The following is a 15,612-nucleotide window of genomic DNA, read 5'->3' as shown; positions in this document are numbered from 1 at the left end:
AGAGACGATTATGCCTTCAACTTTTCACGGGTTAGAGGTGGCCAGGAGAGCCCTTTTCACCCAACAATCGGCATTACATACAACTAGTCATAATATTGCGAATGCCAATACAGAAGGGTATTCAAGACAGCGCGTACAGTTTGAACAAACAAGCCCATTTCCAGCACCGGCACGAAACAGACCTGAAATACCTGGTCAGTTGGGGACAGGCGTACAAGCAGGACAAATTGAACGTGTGCGTGATGCTTTTTTAGACTTTCAGTACCGCACAGAAAATAACAAAAATGGCTACTGGAGCTCTAGAGCAGATGCCTTAAGTCGTATGGAAGACATTATGAATGAACCAAGTGATCAAGGATTGGCTAAGGCGATGGATCAGTTTTGGAATTCATTACAGGACCTAGCGACTAACCCTGAAGATGGTGGCGTGAGAAGGGTTGTAACTCAACGTGGAGAGGCCTTAGCAGAAACGTTTCATTATATTGATCGTTCACTAAAGAATGTCCAAGGTGAATTTAAAAATCAATTAAATACGAATGGTAGTCAGGTTAATTCAATTATTAATAATATACAAGAATATAATGAACAAATTAACCGAATAGAACCAAATGGTTATCTACCTAATGACTTATACGATAAGCGAGATGTACTAATTGACGAACTGTCACAGTACGTAAATATTAAGGTAGAAAAGATAGGTAATGGTGGTAATTCTAAAGCATCTGCTGAAGGAATTGCTAAAATCACACTTTTAGATCAAGACGGAAACCCTTTGAAAAACGAAAATGGGGAAAATTTAACATTAATTTCAGAGGAAAATGAATCTCGCGCTTTTAGCTTTAATTTTGTAGAACATGAGGGTCAAGAGCTAGTTTCGCAAGTGAATCTAACTGATCAAGAGGGTAATTCGGTATCTTTTAATGCATTAGAATTTAATTCCACTGGCTCTCTAAAAGGTACAATGGATGCAAATGGTCAAGTCACTGTTGAAAATGGAACAGTTGTTGGTGAGCCAGTTGGAGATTATTATAATATGGTTAATCAAATTAACAAAATGGCTTACGAGTTTGCAGAAACTTTTAATAATGTGCATGAACAAGGTTTTACACTTAATGGTCAGCAGGGCGGAACTTTCTTTGACATGACAAACACCGATGAATTTAATGCGGCTTCCTTGATTAAGGTATCTGATGAAATTAAAAATGATGAGAACAAGATTGCTGCTTCTTCAGATGGTGCTCCTGGTGATGGTAAACATGCTCTTGAATTAAGTGAGGTAAGAGAAACAGTTTTAGGTGACTTAGATGGAAAATCTGTTCAGAAATATTATGAATCCATGATTGGAGACCTTGGAATAAAAGCGGAAGAAGCTAACAGAATGGAATCAAATACTTCTGAGTTAAAATCATCAGTCGAAAGCAATCGACAAGCCGTTAGTGGAGTTTCATTAGACGAAGAAATGGCAAACATGATCAAATTTCAACATGCTTACAATGCAGCTGCACGTAGCCTAACTGTTGTGGATGAAATGCTAGATCGCGTCATTAACCAATTGGGTATTGTCGGGAGGTAGGTGATAACTGATGAGAATAACACAAAATATGATGAATAATAGTCTGTTAAATAATTTAAGAAATAACTATGCACAAATGGATAAATATATGGAACAGCTTTCAACAGGTAAAAAAATTAACCGCCCATCGGACGATCCAGTAGTAGCAATGCGTGGAATTAATTATCGGTCAGAGCTTGGGAAAGTAGAACAGTTTGATCGAAATATGGGTGAACTACGCAATTGGATGGAAACCTCGGATGAAACGATGAATCAATCAGGTCAAGCACTAAGTCGGGTTAGAGAAATTATCGTCCAAGCCAGTAATGATACATATGAAGAAGAGCAGCGCGAAAGCATGTCTAAAGAAGTTGATCAGATTAAAAATCACTTAATTGACCTTGCGAATACTAAAGTCAATAATAAGTACATTTTTAATGGAACGAATACGCTAGAAGCTCGTTTTACAGATGACGGTGAATTAATCGCAAATCCTAAAAATGATGAGGCGGTTATGATAGAAGTGTCAGAAGGGATTCAAATAAAAGCAAACATTAATCCATCAAATGCTTTCAGTGAAGATCTATTTACAGAGCTAAATAATCTCGTTGAAGGATTACAAAACCCGGATATGTCAGGTGATAATTTTGATGAGTACTTAAATGTCATTGATTCTCATACAAATGATTTATTAAATGAACGCGCTGATTTGGGTGCACGAATGAATCGTGTTGATCTACTTGAGACTAGATTAAGCCAACAAGAAATATCGACCAATAAGATTATGTCAGAAAATGAAGATGCTCATATGGAAGAGGTTATTATGAACCTAAAAATGCAGGAAAGCATCTATCGTTCGTCACTATCAGCTGGTGCTCGAATTATACAACCAACGTTAATGGATTTTCTAAGATAATGGATAAAAGCTATCTGTTCAACGACAGATAGCTTTTCTTAAATGCGGTGATTAATATGAATTTACCAAAACTAAATATTACTCAGCAGTCGGCTATGATTGGAATGAATAAAACACCAGGTCAACTGTCAATTCGACAACCTCATGCAGAATTACACATTAGCCAACCGCCAGCAAACTTGAAGATACATAGGCGACCATCTAAATTGACTATAGACCAGTCACAAGCATTTAAAGAATTAAACATGGTTGGACCGGTTGAGGCGATTAAAGAGGCAGCTCAAGAAGGTAAACAGAAAGCTGCTGAAGGTGTATCTCGCATAGCGAATGAAGGGGATCAACTAATGCGTATTGAAAAAGGTGCAAATGGTGTTATCGCGCAAATCTCCGAAAATAATTCATTTAATGATTATCAACCTATTCAAATGAAGTGGATTCCCTCTAACTTTGCTGTTAAGTTCGATTATGATCCTGGAGACGTTCAAATTGAAGCCAATGCTAATAAGCCAATTATTAACGCAACACCTCATCAACCTGAAATAGATTATCAACAATCGAAACTTGATATTTATTTACAACAAGACAATCAAATTGATATAAATTTTGATAACTTGACATATAAGAACCTAGGTTTTGAAATGGAAATTTAGACAGGAAGTGGTGACTTATGAAATTAACGACTTTATACTTCGGTGAAATTGTAATAACTAAAGATGACATTTTAACATTTGATAATGGTCTGCCAGGTTTTCAGGAGTACAAGCAGTTTGTTCTATTAGATTTAGAGGGTAATCCAGCATTTAAGGTTTTACAATCGATTAACCAAGAAAACCTAGCATTTATAGTCACAAATCCATTCTTGATAGAAGCAAAATATGAATTCAAATTAGATCAGTCAACAAAACAACAGTTATATATCGAGGAACCTAATGATGTACAAGTATGGAATATTGTCACCGTACAAGACCCTTTTGAACGTTCTACTGTAAATTTAAAAGGACCTATCGTGATTAATGTAAAACATAAAAAAGGAAAACAATTACTGCTTTCAGAATTCAATTATTCGACTAAATCTCCAATCAAAGGAGGGGAGCCGAACCATGCTAGTACTCACAAGGAAAATCGGTGAATCAATTCAAATTGGTGATGATATTGAAGTGAAGGTTGTGTCAGTAAATGGTGATCAAATTAAACTCGGCATTGAGGCTCCTAAACATATTGATATTCATCGGTCTGAAATCTACCAACAAATCTTACAAGAAAATCGAAATGCTAGCAAATTGACATTGGATACAATAAATTTATTAAAAAATACAAAAAACGACTAAACCTTTTTAAAAAACCTCCGATATTAAACATGTAAGATAATCAGTCAAATGTCGGCCGACTTTCTGACTGTTTCATCTTGCCACAAGGATGTGGCAATTATAAAACTCAAGGAGGAATTTTAAATGATTATTAATAACAACATTCCAGCGTTGAATACTCACCGTCAAATGGGTATTAACCAAAACGCAATGCAATCTTCAATGGAAAAATTATCTTCAGGTCTACGTATTAACCGTGCTGGTGATGACGCAGCAGGTCTAGCAATTTCTGAGAAAATGCGTGGACAAATCCGTGGTTTAGATCAAGCTAGCCGAAACGCTCAAGATGGTATCTCAATGATTCAAACAGCAGAAGGCGCATTAAACGAATCTCACTCAATCCTTCAACGTATGAGAGAACTAGCTGTTCAGTCTGCTAACGATACTAACACGAATGAAGATCGTGCTGAACTTCAAAAAGAAGTGGATGCATTAGTAGAAGAAATCGATCGTATCTCGCAAGATACTGAATTTAACACTCAAACTTTATTAGATGGTGAATTAGAAGTTAATTTCCATATTGGTGCAAATGAAGGTCAAAGCATTGAATTAGGAGTAGGAGACATGTCAGCAGAAGGTCTAGCTATAAACGAGATTGATATCTCAGAGCAAGAAGGTGCTGATGAAGCAATTACAACAATCCAAGAGGCAATTGATACGGTTTCAGGTCAACGTTCAGATCTTGGTGCTGTTCAAAACCGCTTAGAGCATACTATTGCGAATCTAGACAATTCTTCAGAAAATCTATCTGCGGCAGAATCACGTATTCGTGATGTTGACATGGCCAAAGAGATGATGGAAATGACTAGAGCAAACATTCTTTCTCAAGCATCTCAATCAATGTTAGCTCAGGCAAATCAACAACCACAATCAGTACTACAATTATTAGGATAATTAGAAATAAGTCTGGGACTCTAGTAAATCTAGAGTCTCTTTTTTTGTTTTGGACTAAAAAATCACTAAGTTATGCCGATATTAAATATAAAGAATAGATTGAGGAGTTGTTTGTAGATGAAAGTAGAAAGCATTTTGTCTAATTCTCAACTCCTGCGGGGCACGGGCGAACAGACATTACATAAATTTAACAGCTTAAGTTATAGGCCGGCATTGCAGGCGGAAGAAAATAATAGAGAGTTAATACAGCCTATTGAAGATATTACGAAAGAAAAGGCTGAGGAGTTAGTAGAAGGATTAAATGATTTTCTCGAACCCATGAAAACATCAATACATTTCGAGTTTCATGATAAGCTTGATCGATATTATGTCTCAGTTGTAGACAAGGAGACAAAAGAGGTAGTTAAGGAAATTCCTCCTAAGAAACTACTTGATGTTTATGCAGCAATGGCAGAATTTATGGGTTTTATAGTCGATGAACGAATCTAAACGAGGTGAGAGAATTGATCAATAACAATATGAGGTTGACTGGTTTTGCGTCTGGTATGGACATAAATCAAATGGTAAAGGACTTGATGAAGGCAGAACGCTTACCCTTACAGAAGATGGAACAGAATCAATTATGGTTGACACAAAAACGAGATGCATACCGTGAGGTTAATACGAAACTATTAGATTTTAAGACTCAATTTTTAGACATGAGGATGTCTTCTACTTATATGTCCAAAACAGCTTCTAGTTCTACTGAAGCAATTTCTGTTTCAGCGAATAACCAGGCATCAGAAGGAAATTATTCCTTAGATGTCAATCAATTAGCTAGTGCTGCTATAAGAGTCTCAAATCCAGAAGGAACTACGTTTGGAGAAGGCTATGATGCTGAACAGGCATTAGGGCAAGAGTATGTGGGACAAGAAGTTAGTTTTGATTATTATAATAAAGATGGACTTCAATCTGTTTCATTTACAATTGAAGATGGTGATTCACTTAATGATGTTCTATCAAGAATATCTGATGAATCAAATGAAGACGTTCGAGCCTTTTATGATCAAACTTCCAATCGAGTATTTATGGAAAGAACAGAAACAGGTAATTATAATGCAAATGGAAATGAATTTAATAATCTATCAGCTTTCTTTACTGATTCATTAAATGTCTCTACTACTGAACAAGGTGGAGAGGATGCTATCTTTCAATATAATGGAATTGATATGACATCTCATAACAATGAGTATCAACTTAATGGATTATCTTTGCATTTTAATGAGACTACTAATGGTCCTGTAAACGTTACTGTACAGAAAGATACTAATCAAGCAGTAGAAAAAATTAAAGGCTTTATCGAAAAGTATAATGAATTGATTGATTTTGTTAATGAAAAGGTTGGAGAAGAGCGGTTTCGTGACTACCCACCTTTAACTGAAGACCAAAAAAAAGAAATGTCTGAAAGGGAAATCGAACTTTGGGAAGAACGTTCTAAAAGTGGAGAACTTAGAAATGATGGGATTTTAAGACGAGGAGTATCTGATATGCGTACTGCATGGTACGGATCAGTAGATAACCCTAATGGTGACTTAAATAGTATAATAGACGTTGGAATTACTACAACTTCTAACTGGCGCGAAGGTGGTAAGCTGGAAGTTGATGAAGCGAAACTGAGAGAAAAGTTACAGGAAGACCCTGATGCTGTGTACCGATTGTTTTCTAATAGTGAAGAAGGAAACTCTCGAGGAATACTTAACCGTGTTGAAGATGTAGTTGAAACAACTATGAATAGTATTGAAGAACGTGCAGGCAGTCCTGCACAAACTGATTTTCAATATACAATGGGGCGAGAATTAAAGAGTACGGCAGAGCGCATGGTAGACTTTGAACGTCGTATGCAACAAACAGAGGATAGGTATTGGGAACAGTTCACTGCAATGGAGCAGGCGATGCAAAAGTATAATCAACAAGCATCATATATGATGCAAGCCTTTGGTGGAATGCAACAATAAAAGGAGTGTTATTTATGGCATATGGAACACAACCTCATATAGCTTATCAACAAAATTCAGTTACAACTGCCACACCTGAAGAATTAACACTCAAACTATATAGCGGGTGTATTCGTTTCATTAAATTAGCAGACAAAGCTATAGTAGAAGAAAATATACAAGATAAAAATACTAATATACAAAAAGCTCAAGACATAATCCGTGAGTTAATGGTAACATTGAATATGGATTATGATATATCTCATCAATTGATGCCACTATATGAATATATGCATCATCAATTGACTCAAGCAAACGTTAAAAATGATCCTTCTATATTAAAAGAGGTTCAAGGTATGGTTGAAGGTTTTCGTGAAACATGGCAACAAGTAATCAAGGCCAATAAGCTTCAAACACAAGCTAGATAGGAGCCTTAGCAAATGTCAGAAGTTAAAGAATTATTTAGTATAACTCAACAAATGGTGCATAAATTTAGACGTTCAAATCACAGTGACAGAGAAGAACTTATTAAAGTTTTTGAGAATTTTGTTGAAAATAGAGATCGTTTAATGAAAGACATTGATCCACCTTACACAGATGAAGAAAAACAACTCGGTCAAGAAATTATAAAACTAGATGAAGAGTTAAAGGTTTTGGTTATTAAATACCTAGGATCGATTCAGCAAGATATTAGTGTTATGTCAAAAAAGAAGCTTTCGAATAAAAAATATATTAATCCCTATGCAAGTCTATACGGGATAGATGGAAGCTATATTGATAAAAGAAATTAACCCAAACGCTATAGCGTTTGGGTTAATTTTATAATGAGACTAAGTTTTTTTGGCTTGAAATCGATTTGACTTTTGATATTATCTTTTTTGCGATTTGTAACTCATTAGAATTAATATTTAAACGATTTAAATTTATGTCATTAATTTTGAGTTGATTTTTCATATCGAATGCGAAGTAAATTTCTACTTCAGTTAAATGTTCAAATACAACGTTGAGTATATCTGACACTTCAATGGAAGTATTTATCACTTCATTCTCAAGTTTATCAGAAATCCCCATAAGTGATTTTATTTTTGAGTTTAGCTCTGTTACAAATTCAATGTCACCCATTTGACTGATAGGACTAAGATTGGCAATTTCCCATTTGTTATCAGAGTTATTAATTAGTTGAACCTTTAAAAAGTTGTTACTCTCATTATTGAGAGATTTATTGATGACGAAATACTGGTTCTTTTTAAGAGCTTCTTTTAGAAAGTGCTCTAATGTTAGCTTGTTGTACCTTTTTTCATTACCGTTTTCAATAACTAAATACTCAAGAGCTTCAAGTTTTTCTATATAATAATGTTGTGTAGAACTTGACTTAAATCGCGGTTGTAATGTTACTTTTTTATTTTGTTCAATAAAATTAACAATTTCTTTAACTTTATCCACAGATTTGAATGGTAATAAGTACTCGTTTGGAAAATTAGATTGTGCTAATACTTCATATATATTGAGTGTATTTAGGTCTGATTCATAGGTTTCGTTCATAATAGGTATACTTTGAAATTCTTCGTATATATTATTGTTTTTATCTGTGCCGTTCAGACAATCATATATAACGTCAGGATAGTTTACGACTTTTTCAATCCATTTATTATTTTCAAAAAACTTTCCTCTAATCAGCATTTCTTCATAGTCAACATCAATTGGTGTGAAATAAAATAAATTTAAATTATCATAATTGGCAACATATGCTGTCGTTAAAATGAAATCATCTGCTTGTTTTTTGTTTCCTAAAATCCCCAACATTATTTTATCATCTGTTTTAAAGTATTCTAGATTAGACTCGTTCGCATTAAATTGATTTTTTAACAAACTTCTGTCATTAAAATGATTTGTATGGAATATTCTATTTTTGGCTAGGTATCTGCTATACGCAATCACATTTGCAGCTCTTTCTTCTTCGTGTGCAAAAGTCTGTGGACCAACGTTTGCCTCGTGAAGCCAAAAGCGTCTGTTTACATCAATAGCTATATCTAAACCCATTTCGTCAATAGCAAGACCATGTAATTTATCAATATGGAAAGCTAAATCCATAGCTAAAGTCTTCATTTTCTTATCAAGTTTTTTTCCTTCTGAATCACCAAACTCGTTTATTAAAAACTCTTCTGTATCTCTAAGGTTACCACCTTTAATTAGATCAATTTGAATACTATTGGAGCTGCCGGTTCTAGGATAGATTTTAGTAATTTGCCATTTGCCTTCACCATTCTTTTGCATATGAGCACGAAAGTCAAAAGGTTCATCATTTTTTGTACGCGCATTAATATATTTTTGTACTATATAATTGTTAGGTAGAATTTTTTCATGAATTAAATTAGAGAATTTTTCTCTATTCATAATGACCGTGTTTTTTCTTTCAGTAACTCTATAACGATCTCCCTTTTTTTGAACGAAGTAAATGTTCTCACCTCGAGCACCGCGAATCGGTTTTATAACTGCTTTTTCGTTTTCTCTTAAAAATTCATGGACAATATATTCTTCATCTACTACTTTGAATGGAGCTAATAACTCAGCGTATTTTTTGTTTTTAACAATTTTTTTAGGTAAATTAAATTTATCTCCAAACACAAATGATGTAAAAGGTATTTTCTTTCTCAGTTTACGTTCAATCAATGTCTGTTGGTAGATTGTTTTTGGAAAAATATTGTGAATAACATCTGGAAATGGAAACATCATTTTGTTTCTTTGATTACCTTCAAAGAACTCACCGTGAATTTGCTCGCTTTCAATATCTACATCCTTTGAAGTAAAGAAAAAGATATTTGTATTTGCTTTTTCTGCTTCACTAACCAATGCTTTTACACGTTTCTCAGGATAAGCGTCAATAGGGTTCATGTTATTTTCATAAACACCAATTGTTATAGATTCTTTCTCATGTACATTAGGTAAAAGACTTAAGATTTCTTTTTTCCATTTTTTTAAGGTAGGAATAAAAATAAATTGTAAAGTTTCAGTTGTTTTTATCAATTCATTGTTTTCGATAGTGGTTGATATGGTTTTGAAGTTATTAGTAATCTTGTTTTCATATGTACTTAAGCTCTGTTTTAGTTCTTGATCCTTATTAATCATATTTTGAACAGCCGTATAACCTTCAATAATAGAACTGAATATATATATGCTTTCCGTATACTTTTTGTCTCTTGTTAAAGCTAGAAAATGCTCAGAAGCTTCAACTAATGTATCGACTATATTAATTAATTGATTTTGATCTTGCTCGGCTAACTTCATAATGTCTCACTCCTTATGTTTATATTAACAATATTTATATCGGTATGAAACTCAATTTGTTAATACAACAGTTTATTATCTGCACTGAATATTAACTAAATATTATAAATATTTTTATTGTTTAGGTAGGGATATTTGCGGGTATTGTAGAATATAGATTACATATCTTGAAAGGAGGATATGCATATGAACTATAACATCAGAGGAGAAAACATCGAAGTCACGAATGCGATCCGAGAGTATGTAGAGAAAAAGATAGGGAAGTTGGAACGTTATTTTGACACAACACCAACTTCAGATGTAAATGTGAACTTGAGTGTACACAATGATGGGCAGCGTATCGAGGTGACAATCCCGATGACGGATTTGTTACTGAGAGCAGAGGTAGGTCACGCTGATTTATATGCCGCAACCGATTTGGTGGTTGATAAGTTAGAACGACAAATTCGTAAGTATAAAACAAAGGTTAATCGTAAAGCTAGACAGGCAGGAGCACCAAAACACGTTTTTGCTGAATTAGAGCGTGAAGCTGCGGTTGCTGTTAATGAAGAAGCTGAAGAAGAGGATATCCAAATCGTTAAGAAAAAACGTTTTGATTTGAAACCAATGGATGAAGAGGAAGCAGTCTTACAAATGGATATGTTAGGGCACAACTTCTTCGTATTTGAAAATGCTGAAACTGGTGAAACAAACGTGGTTTATAAGCGTAATGATGGTAAATACGGGTTGATTGAAACTTAATACATGACTATTAAGCCGCTCCAGGTGTTGGGGCGGCTTTGCTGTGTGGAAGTCGTTTTATGAGACAGGGAGTTGATAAAATGAGAATTCGTTTAACAGATTATAAAGATGAATGGAAAGCAATGTTCAGGGATGAAGCACAATTCCTTAAAAATATTTTTGGTCAAGAAATAATCGATATTGAACACTTTGGCAGTACGTCGGTCAAAGGTATGAAAGCCAAGCCTGTGATTGACATGATGTGTATTGTGAGAGAAATAGATAATATTGATAACTTTAATGATGAAATGGCATCACTAGGTTATGATGTTGCGGGCGAGTGGGGGATTACAGGTAGGAGGCTATTTAGAAAAGGTGGAGATGAGAGAACTCACCATATTCATTTTTACCAGTATGATCATCCAGAAATAGATAGACATTTAGTCGTTCGAGATTATTTAAGGTCTCACCCTGAAGAAGTAGCGGCATATAACCAATTAAAAGAAGAGCTAGCAATTCTATATGATGACACAAGCGATTACAGTCCAGCTAAAAAAGATTACGTAAGTAGGCTGGAGCAAAGAGCTTTGTCATGGAAAGGTGAAGACTCTACCTTTTTTCAAAACGGTGACTTAGAAGTACGTCCATTAAATCAAATGGATATACCGTCTTTAGCAAAGTGGCTGTCAGATCATCGTGTCCTGGAGTATTATGAAGATCGAGACCAATCATTTGATGCAGAACAAGTTCGAGAAAACTTTTTCATTAAAGATAGTGACACGGTTCGTTGCATGGTGTTATTTAAAGGCAAGAGAATAGGGTACATACAATTTTACGAAGCGGAGAATGAATTTATAGAGGAACATGGTTATATGGGTCAAAAAGTTTATGGAATTGATCAGTTCATTGGAGAGCCTACTTATTGGAACAAGGGTATTGGGTCATTGCTTGTATCGTCAATGGTCAGCTTTTTAATTTATAAAAAAGGGGCTGATGTGGTGGTAATGGATCCACAAGTTAGAAACACAAGAGCTTTGCGCTGTTATGAAAAGTGTGGTTTTGATAAAGTGAAGGTGCTTCCTGAACACGAATTGCATGAAGGTGTGTACCAAGATTGTTGGTTGATGGAATACAAAAGTTTAGAACTTAACGAATATCGATAAGGAATATTAGTTTATCTAAGAATTAGACTAACCAATTACCAGAACCACTTAAGTTTAAAGAGAAAGCTGAGATCTGAACACTGTGATATGAAAAAGGAGAAATTAACAATGAGTATTGAACAAAAACTCTATGAATCTGCAGTTGGTTTAATAAAACAACGATACCCTACTGGGTGGGGCGGTGCAGCGGCTATGTATACCGAAGACGGCAAGGTTTTAACTAGTGTCGCTCCTGAAGTGATTAATGCCTCAACTGAATTATGTATTGAAACGGGTGCCATCCTTGAAGCGCATAAATTACATACAAAAGTGACACATTCCGTTTGTGTAGCAAGAGAAAGTGAAAATGATGAATTCCAAGTATTAACCCCTTGTGGTGTTTGCCAGGAAAGATTGTTCTACTAGGGTGCAGATGTGAGGGCGGCAGTGACTAACACGGATGGTCAAATAGTGTTTAAGACACTTGAGGAGATCCAGCCATATCATTGGTCTAAGGCATACGATGATATTTTTGGTGAGTAATCACGCTGAAAAAACTTTAAAAAAAGTTAAAAAAACATCATTTTTCAATTTTCGTCTGCAAATCGCTAATTTCTACATCATAATCTGACCTAAAACTTCAATATTTATTAGTAGAAAATCGAATTTTCGGGGGTGTGACACAAATAATTTAGTCATGGTATAACTTAATCAACAAGACAAAAGGGGGACTGAAAAGTGAACCATACGACTCCAGCAACTTGCTGCCCCAGTTGTTCAGAGTTGAAAAAATATGTGGATCAACAAGCTGAGTTGATCTCGCAGTTAATGCGCATGATTGCCCATACCCACGAAAAAGTTATTGTCATGCAGAAAACAGTCCAAAGTATCCAAAAGGAAAAAGAGGTGAGTTATGCTTACTCTGTTTCCGAACCCAACCAATCCTCCGAATGCCGGTCATAGTGATTAACCCTCAAACATAATAGTCCCCTTTATTTGGGTCTTGTTGAAGGTCAGTTTCCAAGGTTCTGACCTTCTTTTTTCTATTATAAGCGCATAAATCGCGTGTTTTAGACAATTTCCTTTTATTGTACCTCTGTTTTTTTAGTGTTATCATTATACTTGGATTATTGTAAATGAAGAATTAGAGGTGCAGACTATATGAGGCAATTGTTAACGAAAGTTTTTGGTGATGGAAATTCAAAACAGCTTAAAAAACTTGAAAAAATTGCGAATGAAATAGAAGAAAAAGAGTCTGACATTAAGCTCTTGTCTGATTCTGAACTTCAGCGTAAAACAGATGAGTTTAAAGAACGTTATCAAAATGGTGAATCATTAGATGATTTATTAGTTGAAGCTTATGCCGTTGTAAGAGAAGCGGCTGTGCGTGTGTTAGGTCTTAGACCTTACCTAGTACAGTTAATTGGTGCTATTGCGCTTCATCATGGTGATATTGCTGAGATGAAGACTGGTGAAGGTAAAACATTAGCATCTACCATGCCGGCATATTTGAACGCTTTAACTGGTAAAGGGGTTCATATTATTACGGTAAACGATTATTTAGCTGATCGTGACTCGAAAGAAATGGGTCAGTTATATGAATGGTTAGGTTTAACAGTTGGTTTAAATACGAATGATTTATCTAAAGATGAAAAACGTGAAGCGTATGCTTGTGACATCACGTATGGTACGAACAATGAATTTGGATTCGACTATTTACGTGACAACATGGTTCTTTATAAGGAAAAAATGGTTCAAAGGCCATTACATTATGCGATTGTCGATGAAGTTGACTCAATTTTAATTGATGAGGCGCGGACTCCGCTAATCATTTCAGGGTCTCAAAAGCGTTCTCAGTCTAATTACATGCAAGCTGATTCGTTTGTTCGTACGTTAAACGGTGAGGATGATTACACGTACGATGAAAAAACGAGAAATGTACAGTTAACAGAGTCTGGTATTACTAAAGCTGAGAACTATTTTAATATTGAAAACCTATATGATTTAAATAATGTGACTTTGACTCACCATATTAACCAGGCTTTAAAAGCACATGTGGTGATGCAGCGTGATACGGATTATGTGGTTCAAGATGGTGAGGTTGTCATTGTCGACCAATTTACAGGTCGTTTAATGAAGGGTCGTCGTTATAGCGATGGCTTACACCAAGCTATTGAGGCTAAAGAAGGTCTTCAAATTCAGAAAGAAAGTATGACGTTAGCTACTATTACGTTCCAGAACTTCTTCCGTATGTATGATAAATTAGCGGGTATGACAGGTACAGCTAAAACAGAAGAAGAGGAATTTCGTAACATCTATAATATGAGGGTTGTTGCGATTCCAACGAATAAACCTATTATTCGTCAAGATTATTCTGATCTAATTTATAAATCGGTTGAAGGTAAATATAAAGCGTTAGTTCAAGACATTAAAGAACGTTATGAAAAAGGACAGCCCGTGCTAGTTGGTACAGTTGCGGTTGAAACCTCAGAGATTATCTCTAAACTCTTAAAACAAGCTGGCGTTAAGCACAACGTTTTAAACGCGAAAAACCACTTTAGAGAAGCAGAAATTATCCAAGAGGCAGGACAAAAAGGTTCTGTAACGATTGCAACGAACATGGCCGGTCGTGGTACGGATATTAAACTTGGAGATGGTGTTCGTGAGTTAGGCGGTCTTGCGGTTATTGGTACAGAGCGTCATGAATCACGCCGTATTGATAATCAGCTTCGTGGTCGTTCGGGTCGTCAAGGTGACCCAGGTGAGTCACAGTTCTATCTTGCGATGGAAGATGAGCTAATGCGCCGTTTTGGGTCAGATAACATGCGCAACATGATGGACCGACTTGGCATGGATGATGATCAGCCAATCGAAAGTAAAATGGTTTCACGTGCTGTAGAATCAGCTCAAAAACGGGTTGAGGGAAATAACTTTGATGCTCGCAAGCAGCTACTTGCTTATGATGACGTGTTAAGACAGCAGCGTGACATTATCTATGAACAACGTCAGCAAGTGTTAACGAGTGAAAATTTACGAGAGATCATTATAAATATGATTCGTTCAACGGTTACCCGTAATGTTCAAGCCTACACTCAAGATGAAGACGATGAAAAATGGGAGCTAGATGGATTAGTTGATTTCATTCACGCTAACATTCTAGAGACTGATGAGATTAACGCCAATGATTTAAAAGGTAAAGAACCTGATGAAATTATTGATCTCATTATGGAACTCGTGAATAAAAAATATGATGAACGTGAAGAAGAATTAACTGAAGAACAGATGCGTGAATTTGAACGCGTGATTTTACTTCGCACAGTGGATTCTAAATGGATGGATCACATCGACCAGATGGATCAGCTGCGCCAAGGTATTCACCTTCGTGCTTACGGTCAAACCGATCCACTTCAAGAGTATAATATGGAAGGTTTCTCAATGTTCGAAGAGATGATTGCTGAAATCGAACAAGAAGTTTCGAAATATGCGATGAAGGCGCAAATCAGAGATAACCTGCAGCGTGTTGAGGTTGCCTCTGGTACGAAAGCTGTCTCAGGCGGACGTCAAAATGAAGAGAAGAAAAAGAAACCTTATATTAAGAAAGAGAATATTGGTCGTAATGACCCATGTCCTTGCGGAAGTGGCAAGAAGTATAAAAACTGTCACGGTAAAAATGCCTAAACCAAAATCCTCAGTCTTTTCGGAGACTGAGGATTTTTAATACATTTGTCAAGAATAGGTTGTTTTTTCCAAGACCTTAAGTGGT

15 protein-coding genes and 2 pseudogenes are annotated in these 15,612 nt (G+C 35.6%); 16 read left to right on the top strand and 1 reads right to left on the bottom strand.

The genetic code is table 11. From position 1 onward, the window contains the following. Nucleotides 1–10: 10 nt before the first annotated feature. The 10 genes from flgK (at nt 11) to ACFSW4_RS08990 (ending at nt 7,493) form a co-directional block, all read left to right on the top strand. A complete protein-coding gene (gene flgK, locus ACFSW4_RS09035) occupies nt 11–1,573 on the top strand; it encodes a flagellar hook-associated protein FlgK (protein ID WP_377328789.1) in 1,563 nt (520 codons plus the stop codon). Between the two features lie 10 nt (nt 1,574–1,583). Continuing rightward, complete coding sequence (gene flgL / locus ACFSW4_RS09030; RefSeq protein WP_377328787.1) at nt 1,584–2,468, top strand: flagellar hook-associated protein FlgL; 885 nt, start codon at nt 1,584–1,586, stop codon at nt 2,466–2,468. Between the two features lie 56 nt (nt 2,469–2,524). Next, complete coding sequence (locus ACFSW4_RS09025; protein ID WP_054751741.1) at nt 2,525–3,118, top strand: DUF6470 family protein; 594 nt, start codon at nt 2,525–2,527, stop codon at nt 3,116–3,118. Between the two features lie 17 nt (nt 3,119–3,135). Next, complete coding sequence (gene fliW, locus ACFSW4_RS09020; protein WP_054751739.1) at nt 3,136–3,597, top strand: flagellar assembly protein FliW; 462 nt, start codon at nt 3,136–3,138, stop codon at nt 3,595–3,597. Continuing rightward, complete coding sequence (gene csrA / locus ACFSW4_RS09015) at nt 3,569–3,796, top strand: carbon storage regulator CsrA (protein ID WP_377328785.1); 228 nt, start codon at nt 3,569–3,571, stop codon at nt 3,794–3,796. Before fliW ends, csrA begins: the two co-directional genes overlap by 29 nt. A gap of 123 nt (nt 3,797–3,919) precedes the next feature. Beyond that, nucleotides 3,920–4,729: a flagellin N-terminal helical domain-containing protein gene (locus ACFSW4_RS09010; RefSeq protein WP_054751736.1), complete on the top strand. Its 810-nt coding sequence runs from the start codon at nt 3,920–3,922 to the stop codon at nt 4,727–4,729. A gap of 117 nt (nt 4,730–4,846) precedes the next feature. Then, the gene (gene flaG, locus ACFSW4_RS09005; RefSeq protein WP_054751734.1) at nt 4,847–5,218 is read left to right on the top strand and encodes a flagellar protein FlaG; all 372 of its coding nucleotides are present in this window, start codon (nt 4,847–4,849) and stop codon (nt 5,216–5,218) included. Between the two features lie 14 nt (nt 5,219–5,232). Continuing rightward, the gene (locus tag ACFSW4_RS09000; RefSeq protein WP_377328783.1) at nt 5,233–6,723 is read left to right on the top strand and encodes a flagellar hook-associated protein 2; all 1,491 of its coding nucleotides are present in this window, start codon (nt 5,233–5,235) and stop codon (nt 6,721–6,723) included. A 14-nt stretch (nt 6,724–6,737) separates the two neighbouring features. Continuing rightward, entirely contained in the window at nt 6,738–7,130 is a 393-nt protein-coding gene (gene fliS, locus ACFSW4_RS08995; RefSeq protein ID WP_377328781.1) for a flagellar export chaperone FliS, read from the top strand. Nucleotides 7,131–7,142: 12 nt separating this feature from the next. Next, nucleotides 7,143–7,493 carry a flagellar protein FliT gene (locus tag ACFSW4_RS08990; protein ID WP_377328779.1) on the top strand — a complete coding sequence of 117 codons (351 nt, stop codon included), beginning with the start codon at nt 7,143–7,145 and terminating at the stop codon, nt 7,491–7,493. A gap of 28 nt (nt 7,494–7,521) precedes the next feature. Here ACFSW4_RS08990 and ACFSW4_RS08985 read toward each other — a convergent pair whose 3' ends face one another. Then, on the bottom strand, nt 7,522–9,987 hold the full coding sequence (locus ACFSW4_RS08985) for a YheC/YheD family protein (RefSeq protein WP_377328777.1): 2,466 nt from the start codon (nt 9,985–9,987) through the stop codon (nt 7,522–7,524). Nucleotides 9,988–10,173: 186 nt separating this feature from the next. Here ACFSW4_RS08985 and hpf point away from each other — a divergent pair, with 186 nt between their 5' ends. The 6 genes and pseudogenes from hpf to secA all read left to right on the top strand — a co-directional run bounded on the left by hpf (nt 10,174) and on the right by secA (nt 15,527). Then, nucleotides 10,174–10,728: a ribosome hibernation-promoting factor, HPF/YfiA family gene (hpf, locus tag ACFSW4_RS08980; RefSeq protein WP_377328775.1), complete on the top strand. Its 555-nt coding sequence runs from the start codon at nt 10,174–10,176 to the stop codon at nt 10,726–10,728. An 80-nt stretch (nt 10,729–10,808) separates the two neighbouring features. Further along, nucleotides 10,809–11,312, top strand: a pseudogene (locus tag ACFSW4_RS08975) (GrpB family protein); the annotation flags it as partial. Beyond that, on the top strand, nt 11,295–11,870 hold the full coding sequence (locus ACFSW4_RS08970) for a GNAT family N-acetyltransferase (protein ID WP_279401277.1): 576 nt from the start codon (nt 11,295–11,297) through the stop codon (nt 11,868–11,870). The pseudogene ACFSW4_RS08975 and the gene ACFSW4_RS08970, both read left to right, overlap by 18 nt. Before the next feature lie 108 nt (nt 11,871–11,978). Beyond that, nucleotides 11,979–12,392 (top strand): annotated as a pseudogene (locus ACFSW4_RS08965) (cytidine deaminase). Between the two features lie 195 nt (nt 12,393–12,587). Further along, nucleotides 12,588–12,812 carry a hypothetical protein gene (locus ACFSW4_RS08960; RefSeq protein ID WP_377328773.1) on the top strand — a complete coding sequence of 75 codons (225 nt, stop codon included), beginning with the start codon at nt 12,588–12,590 and terminating at the stop codon, nt 12,810–12,812. Nucleotides 12,813–13,010: 198 nt separating this feature from the next. Further along, complete coding sequence (secA, locus tag ACFSW4_RS08955) at nt 13,011–15,527, top strand: preprotein translocase subunit SecA (protein ID WP_377328771.1); 2,517 nt, start codon at nt 13,011–13,013, stop codon at nt 15,525–15,527. Nucleotides 15,528–15,612: the final 85 nt, after the last annotated feature.

It is taken from the genome of Piscibacillus salipiscarius, assembly GCF_042685285.1.
Classification (GTDB): domain Bacteria; phylum Bacillota; class Bacilli; order Bacillales; family Alkalibacillaceae; genus Piscibacillus; species Piscibacillus salipiscarius.
Note: the sequence above shows the minus strand (reverse complement) of the source record. Positions and strands in the feature narration are given on the sequence as shown.

Excerpts from the sequence above, each read along its gene's own strand:
- csrA (WP_377328785.1), top strand. The coding sequence starts at position 3,569 with ATGCTAGTACTCACAAGGAAAATCGGTGAATCAATTCAAATTGGTGAT.
- hpf (WP_377328775.1), top strand. The coding sequence starts at position 10,174 with ATGAACTATAACATCAGAGGAGAAAACATCGAAGTCACGAATGCGATC.
- ACFSW4_RS08985 (WP_377328777.1), bottom strand. The coding sequence starts at position 9,987 with ATGAAGTTAGCCGAGCAAGATCAAAATCAATTAATTAATATAGTCGAT.
- fliS (WP_377328781.1), top strand. The coding sequence starts at position 6,738 with ATGGCATATGGAACACAACCTCATATAGCTTATCAACAAAATTCAGTT.
- ACFSW4_RS08990 (WP_377328779.1), top strand. The coding sequence starts at position 7,143 with ATGTCAGAAGTTAAAGAATTATTTAGTATAACTCAACAAATGGTGCAT.
- ACFSW4_RS09025 (WP_054751741.1), top strand. The coding sequence starts at position 2,525 with ATGAATTTACCAAAACTAAATATTACTCAGCAGTCGGCTATGATTGGA.
- secA (WP_377328771.1), top strand. The coding sequence starts at position 13,011 with ATGAGGCAATTGTTAACGAAAGTTTTTGGTGATGGAAATTCAAAACAG.
- fliW (WP_054751739.1), top strand. The coding sequence starts at position 3,136 with ATGAAATTAACGACTTTATACTTCGGTGAAATTGTAATAACTAAAGAT.
- flgL (WP_377328787.1), top strand. The coding sequence starts at position 1,584 with ATGAGAATAACACAAAATATGATGAATAATAGTCTGTTAAATAATTTA.
- ACFSW4_RS09010 (WP_054751736.1), top strand. The coding sequence starts at position 3,920 with ATGATTATTAATAACAACATTCCAGCGTTGAATACTCACCGTCAAATG.
- flgK (WP_377328789.1), top strand. The coding sequence starts at position 11 with ATGCCTTCAACTTTTCACGGGTTAGAGGTGGCCAGGAGAGCCCTTTTC.
- flaG (WP_054751734.1), top strand. The coding sequence starts at position 4,847 with ATGAAAGTAGAAAGCATTTTGTCTAATTCTCAACTCCTGCGGGGCACG.